General features: G+C 63.8%; 10 protein-coding genes. All 10 read right to left on the minus strand.

Translation table 11 applies throughout. From position 1 onward, the window contains the following. Positions 1–37 precede the first annotated feature (37 nt). Positions 38–2,416 (minus strand): methyl-accepting chemotaxis protein, encoded by a 2,379-nt coding sequence (locus GGR61_RS02915; protein WP_184620388.1) that lies wholly within the window; start codon positions 2,414–2,416, stop codon positions 38–40. Between the two features lie 82 nt (positions 2,417–2,498). Continuing rightward, a complete protein-coding gene (locus GGR61_RS02920; protein ID WP_184408633.1) occupies positions 2,499–2,882 on the minus strand; it encodes a hypothetical protein in 384 nt (127 codons plus the stop codon). A gap of 233 nt (positions 2,883–3,115) precedes the next feature. Continuing rightward, positions 3,116–3,601 carry a chemotaxis protein CheW gene (locus GGR61_RS02925; protein ID WP_184408632.1) on the minus strand — a complete coding sequence of 162 codons (486 nt, stop codon included), beginning with the start codon at positions 3,599–3,601 and terminating at the stop codon, positions 3,116–3,118. A gap of 128 nt (positions 3,602–3,729) precedes the next feature. Next, positions 3,730–4,515, minus strand: coding sequence for a flagellar brake protein (locus GGR61_RS02930; RefSeq protein ID WP_184620389.1), 786 nt, complete (start codon positions 4,513–4,515; stop codon positions 3,730–3,732). Between the two features lie 275 nt (positions 4,516–4,790). Further along, a complete protein-coding gene (locus GGR61_RS02935) occupies positions 4,791–7,463 on the minus strand; it encodes a Cache 3/Cache 2 fusion domain-containing protein (RefSeq protein WP_184620390.1) in 2,673 nt (890 codons plus the stop codon). A 521-nt stretch (positions 7,464–7,984) separates the two neighbouring features. Continuing rightward, complete coding sequence (locus GGR61_RS02940; protein ID WP_184620391.1) at positions 7,985–10,228, minus strand: methyl-accepting chemotaxis protein; 2,244 nt, start codon at positions 10,226–10,228, stop codon at positions 7,985–7,987. A gap of 65 nt (positions 10,229–10,293) precedes the next feature. Next, complete coding sequence (locus tag GGR61_RS02945) at positions 10,294–10,791, minus strand: transposase (protein WP_184620392.1); 498 nt, start codon at positions 10,789–10,791, stop codon at positions 10,294–10,296. Between the two features lie 149 nt (positions 10,792–10,940). Next, positions 10,941–13,163 carry a methyl-accepting chemotaxis protein gene (locus GGR61_RS02950; RefSeq protein WP_184620393.1) on the minus strand — a complete coding sequence of 741 codons (2,223 nt, stop codon included), beginning with the start codon at positions 13,161–13,163 and terminating at the stop codon, positions 10,941–10,943. Positions 13,164–13,868: 705 nt separating this feature from the next. Next, positions 13,869–16,118 (minus strand): methyl-accepting chemotaxis protein, encoded by a 2,250-nt coding sequence (locus GGR61_RS02955; protein ID WP_184620394.1) that lies wholly within the window; start codon positions 16,116–16,118, stop codon positions 13,869–13,871. A 554-nt stretch (positions 16,119–16,672) separates the two neighbouring features. Then, positions 16,673–18,910 carry a methyl-accepting chemotaxis protein gene (locus GGR61_RS02960; protein ID WP_184620395.1) on the minus strand — a complete coding sequence of 746 codons (2,238 nt, stop codon included), beginning with the start codon at positions 18,908–18,910 and terminating at the stop codon, positions 16,673–16,675. Positions 18,911–19,393 lie beyond the last annotated feature (483 nt).

The following is a 19,393-nucleotide window of genomic DNA, read 5'->3' on the forward strand; positions in this document are numbered from 1 at the left end:
CCGGCAGTGCCGGGGCGTTGTGGGAGACAGCGGTGGATCAGAACTCCTGCCAGTTACCGTCGGCCAGTGCGGCCTTTGGCTTGGCGTGCGGCGTCGCTGCCGTTGCATGCGCTACCGGTTTGGCTGCGCTCTTCACTGCGACCGGGCGCGAGGCGACCGCCTGCAGGCGTGCGGGCGGGGCGACGTGCGCGGCCGGCTCGTCCAGCTTGAACACCGAGACCGCTTCGGCCAGATGACCGGCCTGCTCTTCCATCGAGCGGGCGGCAGCCATGGCTTCTTCCACCAGGGCGGCATTCTGCTGGGTGGTCTCGTCCATCTGGGTGATGGTCTGGTTGACCTGCTCGATGCCGGCCGACTGCTCCTGCGAGGCAGCGGAGATCTCGCCCATGATGTCGGTGACGCGCTGCACGCTGGCAACGATCTCGGCCATGGTGGTGCCGGCCTTGCGCACCAATGCCGAGCCTTCGGCCACCTTGTGCACGGAGTCGTCGATCAAGCCCTTGATCTCCTTGGCCGCTGCGGCCGAGCGCTGTGCCAGGGTCCGCACTTCCGAGGCGACCACGGCAAAGCCGCGTCCCTGTTCGCCGGCACGTGCGGCTTCCACCGCAGCGTTCAGGGCCAGGATGTTGGTCTGGAACGCGATCCCGTCGATGACCGAGATGATGTCTGCGATCTTCTTGGACGAAGCTTCGATGCCCGACATGGTGGTGACCACCTGCGAGACCACGTCGCCGCCCTGCGAGGCCACACCGGTAGCGCCGATGGCCAGTTGATTGGCCTGACGTGCGCTTTCGGCGTTCTGCCTGACGGTGGAGGTGAGCTCTTCCATCGAGGCAGCGGTTTCTTCCAGGTTGGCGGCCTGCTGCTCGGTGCGATGCGACAGGTCGCTATTGCCCGAGGCGATTTCGCCGGCCGCCGAATTGATCGCGGTGGACGAGACCTTGATGCGCCCGACAATGTCGGCAAGCTGGGTGGCGGTGGCATTGGCATCGTCGCGCATCTGCGCGAACACGCCGCTGAACTCGCCTTCCATGCGTACGGTCAGGTCGCCACGCGACAGCGCAGAGAGCAGGGCGGAGATCTGTTGCAGGCTGCCGGCATTGGCGTCCAGCAAGCCGTTGAGCTGCTGGGCCAGCTGCAGGAAGAAGCCCTGCTTGCCGTCGGTTTCCACCCGGCCGCTCATGTCGCCGCTGGCAGCGGCGCGCACGATGCGGGCCACTTCGTCTTCGACCTGGACTTCGATGGTGCGGTCGCGCCATTCGCAGACATCGCCGCTCGCTTCGCCTTGCTCGTTCTTGATGACGGTGACGGTCTGCATCACCACGAACTCGCCGTAGCGCTCTTCGAAGCTGGTGATGCCGTCGCGTTCCAGCGTAGCAATGGCGTTGCGCACAGTCGCTTCGGGCAGGCCGAGGTAGCTGATGTGCTGGCCGATGACATTGCCGGCATCGAACTCGGGCGCGGACAGACGGATGCTGCCTTCGTAATGCGTCACCAGCTTCAGGAACGCCTCGTTGGCGTAGATGATGGTCCGATCGGTATCGGTGATGAAGGTGCCGGTGGAGGACTTGTCCAGCGCAGTGCGGATACGCAGGTTCTCGTCGGCGATCTTCTGATCGCGTTCGATGCGCTCCTTCAGATCCCGCTGCATGCGCTGCATGGAGCGCATCAACTCGCCCACTTCATCCTTGCCCTGCACATTGATCTGGCCATCCAGCTTGCCGCCGGCAATCTCGGTGGCGGTGCTGACCGCGCCGCGCATGCTGCGCACGATGGAACGTGCGAACAGGAAGGCCAGGCCCAAGCCACCGGCGACGCCGATCAGCAGCACCACCACGGTCAGGGTGACCGAGGTCGCATGGACGTTTTCGGCCTTGCTTTTGGCTGCCTGCGCCAGACGGTTGTCTTCGGCGATCAATGCAGCCAGCGATGCCTGCGCCTTGGCGTGCAGCGTGCGCGTCTCGCCGACGAAGGTATCCACGGCATCGTCGGGCAGATTCAGTTCCAGCATTTCGTTGACGCTGGCGTAGGAGGCCGAAGCCTTCTTCCAGTCCGCAACAAAGTTGGCGAACAGCTTCTTCTGCTCCGGGCTTTCGATCAGGCGGGGATAGTCCTTGATCGTTGCCTGGATCTGGCCGTCCAGCTCGGTGGCACGGGCCTTGGCTTCGGCCTTGACCGTGTCGCTGGCGCGGACCAGCCCCTGATAGGACGAGTTGCGGAATTCGCCAAGCATGCCGCGCAGGTCGCCTGCTTCGCGCACGCTGGACATGGTGTTGCCAGCCAGGTCACTGGTGACGTTGTTGAGCGAGGCCAGGCCCGAGTAGGCGATGACGCCCTGCACCAGCAAGATCAGCAGCACAATGCCGAATGCAAGCATCAGCTTGGGCATCAATTTCAGATTGTTGATCCATTGCATTGACACGATTCCCATAGAAGGTCAGTGCGCATAACGCAGACAGCACAACGCCACGCGCAAGGCGTGGCGATGCACCATGCAATTACTTGATGGTGGCGAGCTTCAGGCTGGCCGGCGAGCTGACTTCGATTTCGGCACGCGAGCTGTCGCGCTGGATCTTGCCGAGGACGCAGACGTCCTTGCCTTCCAGGGTTTCCGGGGCGAAGCTGAACTTGCCGCGGTTGGCGCCATTGATGCGGGCCGAGAAGGTGTGGCGCGGGAACATGCCACCCATGTACAGGAAGGTGGGTTCGCCTTCCGAGCTCTGCGCGTACTTGGCCTTTTCGACCTTGCCGCATACCATGCCGTCCTTGCCGACGAAACGGGTCGCCATTTCCGGCGGAATCATTTCCTGCGACTGGGCCGACAACGTGGGAGCAACGATGACGAGCGCAGCAACGGGGAGGAGCGAGAGCAGGAACTTCATTGGGATTCTCCAGAATCAAAAGTCGAACGTTGACCCGTTTGTGTTCGCGGGCTTCTATTCAGCTATCGGCTAGCCGGCGTTCAACTTGAATCCAAAGAATGTGATTTAAGTCACAAATCAAGCGTGTGGTGCATCTGGTGTCAGGGCGCTCCCGACACCAGATGGTCTTAGCTGCAATCGCCAGGCGCCGCAGACGCGGTCAGGCCGGTACGGCGGTTGTCAGTGACGCTGCATCACGCAGCTTCTTCCGCCAGGTGCTGCTGGCCGAGTTCGGCGCTGTCCAGCAGGGTTTCGATATCCAGCAGGATCAGCATCCGATCGTCCTGGGTGCCGATGCCGGAGATGAAGCGGGTATCGACCGAAGCGCCGAATTCGGGCGTCGGGCGGATCTGGTCGTCGTTGAGCGGGATCACGTCGGAGACGCTGTCCACCACGATGCCGACCACGCGGTCTTCGACATTGAGCACGATCATCACGGTGAAGGCGTCGTAGCGCGCTTCTTTCAGGCGCAGCTTCAGGCGCAGGTCGATCACCGGCACGATGGTGCCGCGCAGGTTGATCACACCCTTGATGTAGTCGGGCGCGTCCGGCAGACGGGTGACCGAATCGTAGCCGCGGATTTCCTGCACCTTCAGGATGTCCACGCCGTAGTGTTCTTCGCCCAGGGCGAAGCTGAGGAATTCACCACCTGTGCCGGTGGCAGTGCTTTTATCGTTCATGGAAACTCCGGGCGTTGCGGCTGAGTGTGAGGGTGCGGCAGAAAGCTGCAGCAAGAAAGCGATGCCTTAGCTACATCGGCGAGGTGCGCAGCAACTTTAGGTATGTACGGCATCCGGTGCGGGTCAGTTCAGAACACGCCGCTCTTGCGCGCGTTGCGCTGGCGGTCGATCCGGAAGATGTAGCGCTGGATGGTTTCGTCCGCACCACGCGGCAAGTCGCTGAATTTCATGCCGATGCGAAATCCTTCGCTGCCGTTGGGCAGCGCCTGCTTGTACTGGCTGCACACCGTCAGGGGCAGCGCGATGGGTGCGGTGTCGGGCAGTTGCAGCGTGCAGTTTCGGTAGGTGCGTTGCGGTTCCAGCAGCGGCATGCCATCGGTCAGTGCGACGGCCAATCCGCCACTGCTGATGTCGATCACGCGCACCTGCAGATTCAGCGTCTCGCCCTGGGCGTCGTCCTGGCGAATGGTGCAGATGGGCGAGTCGGTGATCGGGGTTGCCAGCCGGTACGATTCGCGCCGCTGCATGTGATACATCGTGGAGGGCAGGTCGGCGCGGAAGGCGACGTGCGTGTCGCGTTCGATCCGTTGCACGGTTTCCAGCCGGAAGCGGATGTTGATCCGCTCCAGCTGGGCGTAGCAGAGCAGGAACTTGGCGTCTTCGATGGCGCGGTTGGAGGTGTCGTTGTGGCTGCCGTCCAGGATCACGCAGTCGTCGTCCTCGTCCACCTCCAGCACGGCGGTAGGCACGGCCATGTCGCGGCCGGCCACGTGCATGGTCACGATGGCGCGCTGGTCGAGCAGCTGGCGCAGCAGGCCGCGGATCTGGCGCCTGTTTTGCAGCAGATAGCGCTCGTCACCGTTGGCGAGATCGTCGGCGTCTTGGTCCAGCTCTGAGGTATCGCCTTGGGACATGGGCACAGGCACAGTGGCAGCGGGATTGCGCCCGGATGGTTTCCCGGCGACGCCTAGATATCGGCGGCAATATCAAATCTTTAAGTTGTGTGACAGCCTGGTCCTTGCCGGCGCTTCGCCTGGGCGAGGCGCCGGCCGACCTTGGGCAATGGGTGGGTGACGCGTCACCGCGCTACGACGCGGCGGCGTGCGCCGCATTGCGCATGGCGGCGCCTCGCCTGCCTCGTCCCTGGCCGACGGCGCGCACTGGGTGCGTCATCGGCCTGGCCGTTACATCAGCTGTAGCACTGGCGTGCGCTGGCCAGCAAGGTGCTCAGGCGATCCTGCTGCTCCAGGCGGAACACCGCCACCGCGTCCACCAACTGCGCGGCCTGGTCTTCCATCGCACGTGCCGCTGCGGTGGCTTCCTCCACCAATGCGGCGTTCTGCTGGGTGGTTTCGTCCATCTGGGTCACGGTCTGATTGACCTGGGTGATGCCGGCGGCCTGCTCGCGCGAGGCGCTGGTGATCTCGCCCATGATGCCGGTGACGCGCTGCACCGAGCTCACCACCTGCTGCATGGTGCTGCCTGCTTCGGCGGCGAGTGTGGCACCGTTGCCGATGCGGGTGACCGAGTCTTCGATCAGGTGCTTGATCTCCTTGGCGGCGGCAGCCGAGCGCTGTGCCAGCGTGCGGACTTCCGACGCCACCACGGCAAAGCCACGCCCCTGTTCGCCGGCGCGAGCGGCTTCCACTGCGGCGTTCAAGGCCAGGATATTGGTCTGGAAAGCGATGCCATCGATCACGCTGATGATCTCGGCGATCTTCTTGGACGAGGCGTCGATCTCGGCCATGGTGGTGACCACGCGGTCGACCACATCGCCGCCCTGGGCCGCCACGCCGGCGGCATCCAGCACCAACCGGTTGGCCTGGTCGGCGTTGTCGGCGTTCTGCTTGACGGTGGCGGTGAGCTCTTCCATCGAGGCGGCGGTTTCTTCCAGTGCGGCGGCTTGCTGTTCGGTGCGCCGCGACAGGTCGCCATTGCCGGTGGCGATTTCGGTGGCGGCCGAGTTGATCGCCAGCGACGAGTCCTTGATCCGGCGCACGATGCCGGCGAGCTGGTCGGCAGTGGCGTTGGCATCGTCGCGAATGGTGGCGAACACGCCTTGCAGGTCGCCTTCCATGCGCGCGGTCAGATCGCCTTGCGACAGCGACGAGAGCAGCGACGACACGCGCGACAGACCGTCGGCGTTGTTGTCCAGCAGCGCGTTGAGCTGCTGGGCGAGCAGCAGCAGGAAGCCGTGCTTGCCTTCCAGGCCGACACGCTCGCTCAGGTCGCCTGCGGCGGCCGCCTGGACAATGCGTGCGACTTCATGTTCGACCTGTACTTCCTGGGTGCGGTCGGCCCACTCGACCACATAGCCCATGCGTTCGCCGGCCGCGTCCAGGACCGGGCTGACCACTTCGCGCAGGATGCGGCCACCGACCTCGATCTGTGCGGTATGCGCGCCGCTGAGCCGTGCCAGCATGTCGGCGTGTTGCGCGGCGTTGCGGTGGAACTGATCGATGCGGGTATCGCTGAGGGCATCGACATCGAAGCTGGGCAGGTCGCGGCGCAGCGCATCCTGCACGCTGGTGAGCATGCGCTGCAACGGACGGTTGGCATACACGATGCGGCGGTCGGCGTCGGCGATCATCACGTTGGTGCTGACGTCGTCCAGCGCGGTGCGCACGCGCAGTGCCTCGCTGGCGATCAGATGGTCGCGCTGCAGGCGCGCGCGCAGATCGTCGCGCATGGTGCGGGCGCTGCCCAGCAGGCGACCGAGTTCGTCGTGCCGGTCGATCTCGATCGGGTTGTCCAGGCGCCCGGCGGCGACGTCGCCAAGCACGCGCTCCACCGCCAGCAATGGCCGGGTGATCATCTTGCGTGCGGCGATGAACACCACCGCGATGCACAGCATCAGCACCACCAGCGAGAACAGCAGCATGCTGCCCATCAACGCATCCAGCGGACCGTCGATGGCGCTGCGCGGCTGGGCGCCGATCACCGCCCATTGCCACGCTGCGTAGCGCTGCGCAGTGACTTCGAATGCCTGGCTGTTGCCCTTGGCGTCGCGCAACTGCAGGCTGGCGCTGGGCAACTTGCCGTCCAGCACCGATTGCAGCAGTGCCTGCTGGTTGGCCGGCACCAGGGTCGCCAGCGTGGCGGGCGTGCCCGGCGGCGCGGCGATGACCTGGCCTTGATGCTCGCCGGGGGCCATATCCACGATGACGAAGTAACCGTCCTGGCCCAGCGTGGTGGTGCTGACCTGCGACTTGAGCGCGGCCAGTCCCTGGGTGTAGTTGCGGCCGACGAACAGCGCGCCGATCACGTCGCCGGCGGCATTGCGCAGCGGCTGATAGTGGGTCATGTACTGCTCGCCGAACAGCTGCGCCTGACCGGTGAAGGCCTTGCCTGCGGCCAGTGCTGCATAGGCCTTGCCCTTGCGGTCGAGCAGGGTGCCGATCACGCGCTCGTTCTGCTTGTTGCGCAGCGAGGTGGTGATGCGCACGAAGTCGTCGCCGGTACGCGCGAAGATCGTCGCGACACCGCCGGTGGCCTGCGCAAAGCGGTCCACCACGTTGAAGTTGAGGTTGAGCGTCTGCGTTCCGGCACGTAGCGACGGCGTGTTCTGCTCGCCGATGGTCACGGTGGTGGCAGTGTCGAGTTCGCGTGCGCCGGCGGGAAGCATGTCGTCGAACACGCTGCCCAGGCGCTGGGTGCCTTCGGTGAGGGTGACGTCGTACATCGCCACCGACTGCTGCATCAGCCGCGTGCTGGAGCGTAGTTCGGCCTTGACCTGGGATTCGATACCGCTGGCGGACTGGCGATAGATGGTCATGGCCAGCAGGCCAAGGGAGAGGGCAATGACCAGCGTGAGAAGCGCGGACAGTCGGGTGCCGACCGAGAGCCGGTTGAAAGAGTGCATGAGGGAGTCGACCTTGCCCGGGGGAGGGCGTTACGAATGCGTGAGGTCAGTAGCGGCTGCTTAAGTGCGAAATTGATCGTTTTTCGCAGGCAAAGTCACAAAATATGCGCTGATCGGAGTTTTTCTGACCTGTAAGCGGTTTCAGCCGGGGTTGTCTCTTGCCGCCGTGAGATGGATGAAAGTTATGAAAACGTGAAATATAAGGAGGGCTTCGGACGCTCGTGGTGCGCTGACCCATCGATCACACGCTAAAAAAGAAAGGGCCGCGTCCCCTCGCAAGGACGCGACCCTCAACATCCGCCAGCAGCGGATCAAATGTCCTCAATGCGCTCCGGCGGTGACGCCTCGGCGCCCGATGTGACTGTGGTGCCTGGCGATGGTGCATGAGCGGCGACAGAACACCACGGGCGCCGATGCGGTTGGGGTGGCCGGCGTTCGGAACCCGAATCCAGGTCTACAGGCCGACGCCGAGCGCAGCGCCCGCCAGCCGCGCAATCGCGTGATCGCGCAGCTGGCGGTCCTCAGAACTCCTGCCAACCGCCGGCATCGGCCGCCACGCCTGCGACGCGGCGACGCGGCGGGGTGATGCTGCTGGAACGTGCAGCCGCGCGATGCACCGGGAATGCCTTGGTAGATGCGCTGGCGACCACCGACAACGCGGGTGTGACCTGTGCGTGGTCGTCGATCTTGAACACCGCAACCGCGTCGGTAAGCTGGGTTGCCTGTTCTTCCATCGCACGCGCGGCAGCGGTGGCTTCTTCCACCAGTGCGGCGTTCTGCTGGGTGGTTTCGTCCATCTGGGTGACGGTCTGGTTGACCTGCTCGATGCCGGCCGACTGTTCCTGCGAGGCGGCGGAGATCTCGCCCATGATGTCGGTGACGCGCTGCACGCTGGCGACCACTTCGTCCATGGTCTTGCCGGCGGTGTGCACCAAGGCCGAACCGGCCGCCACACGCTGCACCGAATCGTCGATCAGACCCTTGATCTCCTTGGCTGCTGCGGTCGAGCGCTGGGCGAGGGTGCGCACTTCGCTGGCGACCACCGCAAAGCCACGGCCCTGTTCGCCGGCGCGTGCCGCTTCCACGGCCGCGTTCAAGGCCAGGATGTTGGTCTGGAAGGAAATGCCGTCGATGACGCTGATGATGTCGGCAATGCGCTTGGATGAGGCTTCGATGCCGGCCATGGTCTCGACGACCTTGCCGACCACCGCGCCGCCTTCCGACGCCACGCTGGCGGCGCCGATCGCGAGCTGGTTGGCCTGGCGGGCGCCTTCGGCGTTCTGCCGGACGGTGGAGGTGAGCTCTTCCATCGAAGCGGCAGTTTCTTCCAGGTTGGCCGCCTGCTGCTCGGTGCGCTGCGACAGGTCCTGGTTACCGGCGGCGATCTCGCTGGCGGCGCTCTTGATCGACACTGCAGATTGCTGGATATGTCCGACGATGCTGGCCAACTGCTCGGCGGTGGCATTGGCGTCGTCGCGCATTTGCGCGAACACACCGCGGAACTCGCCACTCATGCGCGCGGTCAGGTCGCCGGCGGCGATGGCCTGCAACAAGGCAGACAGCGACTGCAGATTACCGTCTGCGGTGGACATCAACTGGTTGAGGCTTTCCACCATCACGCGGAAATCGTATTGGAAAAGTTCGGCGTCGCCGCGTGCGCTGAAGTCGCCATTAGCGGCCGCACGTGCCAGATCGCCGATCTGCAGGTTCATCGTCGACAGGTTGTGCTTGACCTGGTTCATGGCCGCAGTGAAGGCAGCCTTTTCGCCCGGCAGCTGCACCATGTCCTCGCTGAGGTCGCCGATGGCATAGCGCTCGACCAGCTGGATGGTGCGGGTCTGGGTGTCGATGTGGCTGGCGACCAATGCATTGGTGTCGCCGGCCATGCGGCCGAATTCGCCCGGAAACGCGCTGGCATCCATGCGGAAACTGATCTGGCCGGCATCGTGACGCTTGGCCATGTCCAGCTGCGCAGCGATCAGCTGACTGACCTGCTGCTGCATGCTTTGCATGGTCCGCAGCAGGTGCCCGGTTTCGTCCTGGGGTTGTGGCTCGATCACGCTGTCCAGCTTGCCGCGTGCGATCGCGTCGGCGACGGCGGTGGCCTTGGACAGTGGGCGGGTCAGGCTACGGGTGATCAGCCAGGCCAGCGTCACGCCGATCAGCGCAGCCAGGACGCCGAAACCGGTGAGTGCGCGGTTGGACAGCGTGATCGCCGTGTCGATCGCGTCGGCGCCGATCGCGTTCTGTTCCTTCTGGGTCTGCACGGCCTGGCGGATGGTTTCGGCACGTTTTTCGCCCAGTGGCGCGGCCTGTTCGTTGAGCACGATGCGTGCCTGGGCGCTATCGCCGGCCTTGGCCAGCTCCATGACCTTGTTGCTGCTGGCGCGCCCCTGGACCTGGGCCTGCAGGATTGCCTTGCGTTCGGCCATGCCCTTTGCGGTGCCGGGCAGGCGCTGCAGCGCTTCCCATGCCTTGTTGTAGGCCTCGCGGTTCGTTTGAATGATCGCGCTCAGCGCCTCTTGCTTATCTGGGTCGGCGAGCACCAGGTCGCGCAGATAACGCTCGTTGAGCAGGCTCGCTTCGCGCATCTGGCTGAGCAATTCGGTCTTGTAGTTGTTGTTGTCCAGGATGTTGGTGACGCTGTTCTGGACGGAGTTGAATTGGTATAGCGACAACGCAGTTGAAGTACCGATCAACAGCAATAACAGGCCGAAGCCGAGCGCCAGGCGCTGGCCGACCTTCAGGGATTGGAGGAATTTCATATGCGGGGGTCTCGGGAGTCGACTGAGTAATGAGCCGCTACCGGTAACGGCTGATTAAATAGAACTTAACTATCGCATCCCGAAATAAACTGCCGCATGGTGTGCGCCAGCCCGGCTGCCGGGCCGCGAGTCTGCGCCGAGGTGTTCGAATGGGGGCCGCATGCAAGTGCAGCAGGAGGCGCCTTTACCGGCTTCCAGCGCACCTGCCCGGGGGCGGTGTGGAGCGGTGTGCTGATCCAGTGCAGCCCACGCAGATCGGCGTGATCGGCCAGCCCGCGGACCCAGATGGCGTGAAACACGCCGGCCTGCAGCCATTTGTTGAAGTAGCGGTGCACGGTGCTGGCGCTGCCCATGTGTGCGGGCAACCGTTGCCAGGCACATCCTTCGCGCAGCACGTAGACGATGGCTTCAAACGTCTTGCGCGCGGGTTGGCGCTTGCGTCCGCCGCCCGGCTGTCGCTGGTAGGGGCGTTTGTCCCGGCGTGGCGGCGGCAGCAGGGGCTCCACTTGTGCCCATAGCGCGTCACTGATGGGTATCACCGTGCGTTGTCGCCTTCGCAGCATGTAGACCGAGCTCTAGTCTGCCACTGCAAGTGTTGCGATGCACAATAGCGGTCGCCGGCTGAAGCGTAGCGCGCATGTAAAAAAAGGCCGCATTGCTTGCGCAATGCGGTCTTTTTCAGCGGAGTTGCCGGAAATTTTTCCGGAAAAAATCAGAACTCCTGCCAACCCGTCGTGCCGGCCTGGGGCACGCCACGCGGATACCCGGCCATGCGCGGGGCGACGGGGGGCCTGGCGGATGCTGCGGCAATCACCGACAAGGTGCGTGCGACCTGGGAGTGGTCGTCGATCTTGAACACCGCCACTGCCGCGCTGAGTTGCTGGGCCTGTTCTTCCATTGCACGTGCGGCAGCGGTGGCTTCTTCCACCAATGCGGCGTTCTGCTGGGTGGTTTCGTCCATCTGGGTGACGGTCTGGTTGACCTGCTCGATGCCGGAGGACTGCTCCTGCGATGCGGCGGAGATCTCGCCCATGATGTCGGTGACGCGCTGCACGCTGGAGACGATCTCGCCCATGGTCTTGCCGGCGCTGTGCACCAGCACCGAGCCGTCGGTGACGCGTTGCACGGAGTCGTCGATCAGGCTCTTGATCTCCTTGGCCGCCGCGGTCGAGCGCTGGGCGAGGGTGCGCACTTCACTGGCGACCACCGCAAAGCCACGGCCCTGTTCGCCGGCACGCGCCGCTTCCACGGCCGCGTTCAAGGCCAGGATGTTGGTCTGGAAGGAGATGCCGTCGATGACGGAGATGATGTCGGCGATCTTCTTGGACGAGGCTTCGATGCCGCTCATGGTCTGCACGACCTTGCTGACGATCTCGCCGCCCTGCGAGGCGACACCGGCCGCGCCGATGGCGAGCTGGTTGGCCTGGCGTGCGCTTTCGGCATTCTGCTTGACGGTGGAGGTGAGCTCTTCCATCGAGGCAGCGGTTTCTTCCAGATTGGCAGCCTGCTGCTCGGTGCGCTGCGACAGGTCCTGGTTGCCGGCAGCGATTTCGCTGGCGGCCGCATTGATGGAGGTGGCCGACTGCTGGATGCGTCCGACAATGCCGGCCAATTGCGTGGCGGTGGCATTGGCATCGTCGCGCATCTGCGCGAACACGCCGCGGAACTCGCCATCCATGCGCGCGGTGAGATCGCCGGCAGCGATGGCCTGCAGGATGCCCGACAGCGACTGCAGGCTGCCATCGGCGGTGGACATCAGCTGGTTGAGGCTTTCCACCATCACGCGGAAGTCGTACTGGAACTGCGCCGCATCGCCGCGAGCGCTGAAATCGCCGTTGGCCGCAGCCTGGGCCAGATGGCCGATCTGCTGGTTCATCGTCGACAGGTTGCGCTTGACCTGGTTCATCGCAGCGGTGAACGCGGCCTTCTCGCCGGGCAGCTGCGCCATGTCTTCGCTCAGATCGCCGATGGCATAGCGCTCGACCAGCTGGATGGTGCGGGTCTGGGTGTCGATGTGGCTGGCGACCAATGCATTGGTATCGCCGGCCATGCGGCCGTAGTCGCCCGGAAACGCGCTGGCATCCATGCGGAAGCTGATCTGGCCGGCATCGTGGCGCTTGGCCATGTTCAGCTGCGCAGTGATCAGGTTGCGCACCTGCGACTGCATGGTGTCCATGGCCTGCAGCAGGCGACCGGTTTCGTCGCTGGCGTCGCTGTGCACGGCATTATCCAGCTTGCCATTGGCAATGGCTTCGGCAGCGCGGGTGGCGCGGCCCAGCGGGCCGGTCAGGCTACGGGTGATCAGCAGGCCCAAGGCGCCGCTCAGCAGGACCACCAACAGCGAACCGCCGACCAGCAGCTTGCGCGAATCGTCCATCGAGGCCAGGGCGGCCTCGGCGGCCTCGGCGGCCAGTTTGTCCTGCAGGTTGATGTTGCTGGCAATCGTGTCCTGCCAGTGCTCCATCGCCGGCCCGGCCTTGGTCAGCAGCAAGGACGTCGCTGCGTCCGTCTGACCGGACATCACCAAGTCGATCACCTGATCGTTCAACTTCCGAACGTTCCCGCTCTGTCGATCGATGTCTGCGCGGATCTGTTTACCCTGTTCGGAAGACTTGGTCGCATACAGCGCGTCATGGGCTTTGCCGTAGTCGGCACGTGCATCCTTGATTGCCTGGATGAACTTGCGATTTTCCTCGTCGCTGGTGGGAATCACCACATTCCGCACCTGCGCGGCGATGATGTAATTTGCATTCATCATGTCATTGGACAGGCGGATCTTCAGCATGTTCTCGTGAACCAGGCTATCGACCAGCGTGCGTGCCGAGTGAAGGCCGCGATAACCGATAAGAGCGATAAGGCAGGACAGCAGAATAAGAACGGTGAACGCTGCAGCCAATCGGGGTCCGACGTTGAAGCGAAGCAGGAGAGAGTTCATGGCATTACCTGGACGAGTGATGGGGATGTGTAAACATCGGCCTTGCGGACAAGGTAAGTGCGCGGCCCTGCGTCAGGTAACGGCGGAATAATCGATGTATTTAGCGTTTGCATACCAGCGTTAATCTGAAATTTATATACGCGGCTACGAAATTTGCGTAAGTTTAAAATATTTATTTTTGAATAGTACAATTGCGGCGATTTTTACGCCGAATTTTCATGGTGTGTCGCCTGGGCGAGGCGATGCGTGTGAGCGCCACGCGAATAAATCGATTCGGGAAATGTTGAAAAAATAGCGGGTTTTTGTAGAAAAACGTCAAATCGGATGAGCTGAATAAACTGATGTGAAGGTGATGTGAGGGCTGGGAATAAAATGTTTAAAAAGCCGTGGGTTTTACGACCAAATATGTCAAATCGAATTGGGCGTATTTGATGGCGGTCAGCTGGTCGGCGGTTCATGCGATCTGCTTGTCTGTCATGCGGGCGATACCGAATCGGCGAGGGCCCCGGGCGTGCCAGCGGTGCCGAAAGCGCGATAGACGCGGGGACCGTTGCCGGGCGGCTTACCTGTATCGGGCACCACGCGGCTGAGGCTGTCATACGTCGCAGCGCAGACAAAAAGCAGGGTCCGGCCCTCTGATGGAGAGGTCGGACCCTGTGTCGATGCAGCATGGCGCGCCGATGTGTTTCTCTCGGCTGCCGGTGCTTAGAACTCCTGCCAGTCGGTGTGGTTGGCAGCCTCCGTCGTGGTGCTGCGGCGTGGCTGCACGACAGCGCGTGGCCCTGCGGCCGGACGCGGGAGGGGGCGGGCGGGGGCAGAGGCCTTGGCGATCTTCGACAGCTGGCGCGTGACCTGTGCGTGCTCGTCGACCTTGAACACCGCCACCGCTTCGGTGAGTTGCTGGGCCTGTTCTTCCATCGCACGCGCGGCAGCGGTGGCTTCTTCCACCAGTGCGGCGTTCTGCTGGGTGGTTTCGTCCATCTGGGTGACGGTCTGGTTGACCTGCTCGATGCCGGCCGACTGTTCCTGCGAGGCAGCGGAGATCTCGCCCATGATGTCGGTGACGCGCTGCACGCTGGCGACCACTTCGTCCATGGTCTTGCCGGCGGTGTGCACCAAGGCCGAACCGGCCGCCACGCGTTGCACGGAGTCGTCGATCAGGTCCTTGATCTCCTTGGCCGCGCTGGAGGACCGCTGCGCCAGGGTGCGCACTTCGCTGGCCACCACCGCAAAGCCACGGCCCTGGTCGCCGGCACGCGCCGCTTCCACCGCTGCATTCAACGCCAGGATATTGGTCTGGAAGGCGATGCCGTCGATGACGCTGATGATGTCGGCAATGCGCTTGGACGAGGCTTCGATGCCGCTCATGGTGTCCACCACCTTGGCCACCACCTCGCCACCTTGTGAGGCAACGCCGGCTGCGCCGATGGCGAGCTGGTTGGCCTGGCGTGCGCTTTCGGCGTTTTGCTTGACGGTGGAGGTGAGTTCTTCCATCGAGGCGGCGGTTTCTTCCAGGTTGGCCGCTTGTTGCTCGGTGCGCTGCGACAGATCCTGATTACCTGCGGCAATTTCGCTGGCAGCGGCATTGATCGACACCGCCGATTGCTGGATGTGGCCGACAATGCCGGCCAATTGCGTGGCGGTGGCGTTGGCGTCGTCGCGCATCTGTGCGAACACGCCGCGGAACTCGCCATCCATGCGCGCGGTGAGATCGCCGGCAGCGATGGCCTGCAGGATGCCCGACAGCGACTGCAGGCTGCTGTCGGCGGTGGACATCAGCTGATTGAGGCTTTCCACCATGACGCGGAAGTCGTACTGGAACTGCGCGGCATCGCCACGGGCGCTGAAATCGCCGTTGGCTGCAGAACGTGCGAGATGACCGATCTGCTGGTTCATCGTGGACAGGTTGTGCTTGACCTGGTTCATCGCGGTGGTGAACGCGGCCTTCTCACCCGGCAACTGCGCCATGTCTTCGCTCAGATCGCCGATGGCATAGCGCTCGACCAGCTGGATGGTGCGGGTCTGGGTGTCGATGTGGCTGGCGACCAATGCGTTGGTATCGCCCGCCATGCGGCCGTAGTCGCCCGGAAACGCGCTGGCATCCATACGGAAACTGATCTGGCCGGCATCGTGGCGCTTGGCCATGTCCAGCTGCGCGGTGATCAGGTTGCGCACCTGCGACTGCATGGTGTCCATGGCCTGCAGCAGGCGACCGGTTTCGTCGCTGGCGTCGCTGTGCACGTCGTTATCGAGCTTGCCCTGGGCGATGGCTTCGGCAGCGCGGGAGGCGCGGGACAGCGGGCCGGTGAGGCTGCGGGTAATCATCCACGCCAGCAGGGCGCTGAGCACCACCACGCCGACACCGCCGCCAATCAGCATGCTGCGGCCGCGCGCCATCGCGTCATTGGCCTGCGTGTACGCTTCCTGGCTGCTCTCGCGTTGCGCCTCTGAGTAGGTGCGGATCGCATCCTGCCAGCGTTGCGTGGCCGGTGCGGCGCGTTCGAGCAGGATCGGCATGGCCTCATCGACCTTGCCGGCAATGCCTAGTTCACGCACTTGCTGGTTGTGTGCAAGCGCCTGTTCGCGCGTGTGGTCCAGCGCGTCGCGCAGTTTCTGGTCCTGCGCATCGGCGGGAAAGGCGTACAGCTTGTCGCGCAGTTCCTTGTAGCGGGCGCGCTGGGCATCGATGATGTCGCCGAACTGCCGATTCTGCTCGGCGGTGGTGGGAAGCACGATATTGCGCAGGTTCAACGAGATGGTGGCATTGGCATCGAGCATGTCGGTGGCGTACTGGATCATCGCCATATTGCGGTTGACGATGGTATCCAGGCGTCCGCGTGCCTGGCTGAGCGTATACAGCCCGGCGGCTACCAACGCACACGACAGCAGGATCAGGATGCCGAATGCCAGCGAAAGGCGCTTGCCGACGTTGAAGCGGAGCAAAAAGGAATTCATGGAATGGCCTGGGCAATGGAAGAACGAAGGCGCATGCGCTGCACACCGGCGCTGGAGCACTGCTGTACGTGATGCGTGATCCAGTAACGGCGTTTCCGGTGCGGCTTTGAGATGGCTGAAGTTATGGGTAAACCTGCCAATCAGGCAGGTGATGCCCATGTGTGGAACGGGTAGGGGATTGGTGGCGAGGTGTCAGGAATCGCCCTGCATACGCTGTCGGGAAGCGGCGTTTCTGGCGCCATCGGCACTGCATCTGCTTGCGCATGTGAAGTGCGATTTCACGTCGTTTTGGGGGTGGTGAGGACGCTTGCGCACACGCAGACCGTTGGTTAGGCAATATGCAATGCGAGGCGGCAGCGTGTTTTGTCGGAGCGATGCCCGCGCTGGCCTGCGAGTGCGCAGCCAGGCAGCCGATGAACCCGGCTGCAGGCAGCAAGAAGGCTTGCGCACACGCCCGCTGGTGCGCAGCCTGGAACGCAAACGGCCGGTCAGGCAATGCCGGACCGGCCGTGAGGCAAGCAAGGACCGGTGCGCGCGCACCGGCTGGTGATGGCTCAGAACTCGCGCCAGTTGTCGGTGCCCGTGGCAGCAACCAGGGGAGCGGACGGATGCCTGGTCGCACGCAGCTGCGGCGCGCGGGCCGGCGCTACCGCGTTGACGCTGCGGGGGCGAGCGGTGGCACGTGCAGCCGGGGCGCTCTCGGCGACCTTGAACACCGCAACCGCTGCGGTGAGCTGCTGGGCCTGCTCTTCCATTGCACGTGCAGCGGCAGTGGCTTCTTCCACCAGCGCGGCGTTCTGCTGGGTGGTTTCGTCCATCTGGGTCACGGTCTGATTGACCTGTTCGATGCCCGCGTACTGCTCCTGCGATGCCGAGGAGATCTCGCCCATGATGTTGGTCACGCGCTGCACGCTGGCCACGATTTCGGCCATGGTGGTGCCGGCCTGATCGACCAGGATGGTGCCCTGGGTGACCTTGCCGACCGAATCGTCGATCAGGTGCTTGATCTCCTTGGCCGCGCCGGCCGAACGCTGTGCCAGCGTGCGCACCTCGGAGGCGACCACGGCGAAACCGCGTCCCTGTTCGCCGGCACGTGCGGCTTCCACCGCCGCATTCAACGCCAGGATATTGGTCTGGAAGGCGATGCCGTCGATGACGCTGATGATCTCAGCGATCTTCTTCGAGGAGGTCTGGATGTCGGACATGGTGGTGACCACCTTGGCCACCACATCGCCGCCTTGCGAGGCCACGGCAGCGGCGCCGATGGCGAGCTGATTGGCCTGGCTGGCGTGTTCGGCGTTCTGCTTGACGGTGGAGGTGAGCTCTTCCATCGAGGCGGCGGTTTCTTCCAGATTGGCGGCCTGTTGTTCGGTGCGCTGCGACAGGTCCTGGTTGCCGGAGGCGATCTCGCCCGATGCCAGGCCGATCGCGTCGGCGGCGGTCTGGATGCGGCCCACGATGTTGGCCAGTTGTTCGGCGGTGGCGTTGGCGTCGTCGCGCATCTGCGCGAACACGCCCTGGTACTGGCCGCTCATGCGGGCGGTGAGATCGCCGGCGGCGATCGACTGCAACAGGCCGGACAACGACTGCAGATTGCCGTCGGCGGTGGCCATCAGGTGGTTGAGGCTTTCCACCATGATGCGGAAGTCGAACTGGAACTGTTCGGCATTGCCGCGTGCGCTGAAGTCGCCGTTGGCGGCGGCCTGCGCCAGCTGCTTGATCTCGGTGTTCATCGTCATCAGGTTCACCTTGACCTGATTCATCGCGGCGGTGATGGCGGCCTTTTCGCCCGGCAATTGCGGCATGTCTTCGGACAGATCGCCGATCGCATAACGCTCCACCAGGTGGATGGTCTGCATCTTGACCTTGATGTGCGCGGCCACCAGCTCGTTGGTGTCCTGGGTCATGCGGCCGAAATCGCCGGGGAATGCGCTGGCATCCATGCGAAAGCTGATCTCGCCGGCATCGTGGCGCTTGGCCATGTCCAGCTGGGCGGCGATGAGGTTACGCACCTGGCCCTGCATGCGGTCCATCGCCTGCAACAGGCGGCCGGTTTCGTCGTTGGACTGGGTGCGCACGTCGTTGTCGAGATTGCCGTTGGCAATCGCTTCGGCGGCGCGGGTGGCCTGGGTCAGCGGACGGACCAGGCTGCGGGTAATCAACAGGCCCAGCAGGCCGCTGACCAGTACCACCGCCAGGCCGCCACCGATCAACAGTGCACGGCCACGCGCCATCGCGGCGTTGGTCTCGGCATAATTTTCGGTCGCGCGCTTGCGCTGCAGCTGGGCATAGTCGGCGATGCCCTGCTGCCAGCGTTCGGTCGCCGGTGCGGCCTTTTGCAGCAGCAGTGCGAGCGCTTCGTCGGACTTGCCATTCAATCCCAGATCGGCGACCTGGGCATTGGCCTTGCCGGCCTCTTCGCTGGCCTGGTCGATCCGTTGCCGGATCGCGGTGGCTTCAGGCGATGCCGAGAACACGTACAAGGTGCGGCGGCTGTCCTCATAGGACTTCAGCTGGTTCTTGATGATGCCGGCAAAGCGCAGATTGTCTTCCTGCGAGGTCGGCATCACGATGTTGCGTAGTTGCACGGCGATGACTGAGGTGGTGTTGGTCATGTCCTGCAGGTGCTGCATGATCGTGACCTGGCGGTTGACCACGGTATCCATGCGGTCGCGCGCCTGCCCCAGCGTGTAAAGGCCGGCGGCGACCAGACCGCACGACAGCAGAATCAGCGTGCCGAAGGCAAAGGTCAGGCGCTTGCCGACGTTATACCGTTGTAGAAAAGCGATCATGTTGGGATCTCAAGGCGAGGGCGGAAAGATGACGCGCGTGGTTGGTGCGCATCTGGAAGGGGATGTCGTGGAACCGGCAATGGCAGCACCCAATCCAGCCTCCGCTGCGGGTGATGTTCGATCACGACGCAAACGATTGCAGAGCAGGTATGCATGACAAGGTTCTTAACGGCCAGGATTTCCACGACTGAACCAGCCAAATGCGGCTGCGTATGGGAAACCGTCATCGAAGTGACGTCGGTGTGCATACGCGGCCCGTCAATGCATGCTGGCTGTCTGCCAAACAGCGCCGGAGCGACGCCGTCCTCACGCGACGCTGACGCGGGCGGATGCGCGCCAACAGCAGCGACGGCTGCCTGAGCCGGTGGCGAACAGGCCAATTTGGCTGCGTATTGGCTGCGCAACGTCATCGGCCAACGCTCCTGCTGCGTCGCCTGGCCGGCGCTGCGTCTTCGCACGTGGCGTCGTACCCGCTACTTAAGG

The organism is Xanthomonas sp. 3058 (assembly GCF_014199765.1).
GTDB classification, from domain to species: Bacteria; Pseudomonadota; Gammaproteobacteria; order Xanthomonadales; family Xanthomonadaceae; genus Xanthomonas; species Xanthomonas campestris_B.

Coding starts and splice junctions, on each gene's coding strand:
- GGR61_RS02915 (WP_184620388.1), bottom strand. CDS start 2,416: ATGCAATGGATCAACAATCTGAAATTGATGCCCAAGCTGATGCTTGCA.
- GGR61_RS02950 (WP_184620393.1), bottom strand. CDS start 13,163: ATGAACTCTCTCCTGCTTCGCTTCAACGTCGGACCCCGATTGGCTGCA.
- GGR61_RS02960 (WP_184620395.1), bottom strand. CDS start 18,910: ATGATCGCTTTTCTACAACGGTATAACGTCGGCAAGCGCCTGACCTTT.
- GGR61_RS02925 (WP_184408632.1), bottom strand. CDS start 3,601: ATGAACGATAAAAGCACTGCCACCGGCACAGGTGGTGAATTCCTCAGC.
- GGR61_RS02955 (WP_184620394.1), bottom strand. CDS start 16,118: ATGAATTCCTTTTTGCTCCGCTTCAACGTCGGCAAGCGCCTTTCGCTG.
- GGR61_RS02935 (WP_184620390.1), bottom strand. CDS start 7,463: ATGCACTCTTTCAACCGGCTCTCGGTCGGCACCCGACTGTCCGCGCTT.
- GGR61_RS02940 (WP_184620391.1), bottom strand. CDS start 10,228: ATGAAATTCCTCCAATCCCTGAAGGTCGGCCAGCGCCTGGCGCTCGGC.
- GGR61_RS02945 (WP_184620392.1), bottom strand. CDS start 10,791: ATGCTGCGAAGGCGACAACGCACGGTGATACCCATCAGTGACGCGCTA.
- GGR61_RS02930 (WP_184620389.1), bottom strand. CDS start 4,515: ATGTCCCAAGGCGATACCTCAGAGCTGGACCAAGACGCCGACGATCTC.
- GGR61_RS02920 (WP_184408633.1), bottom strand. CDS start 2,882: ATGAAGTTCCTGCTCTCGCTCCTCCCCGTTGCTGCGCTCGTCATCGTT.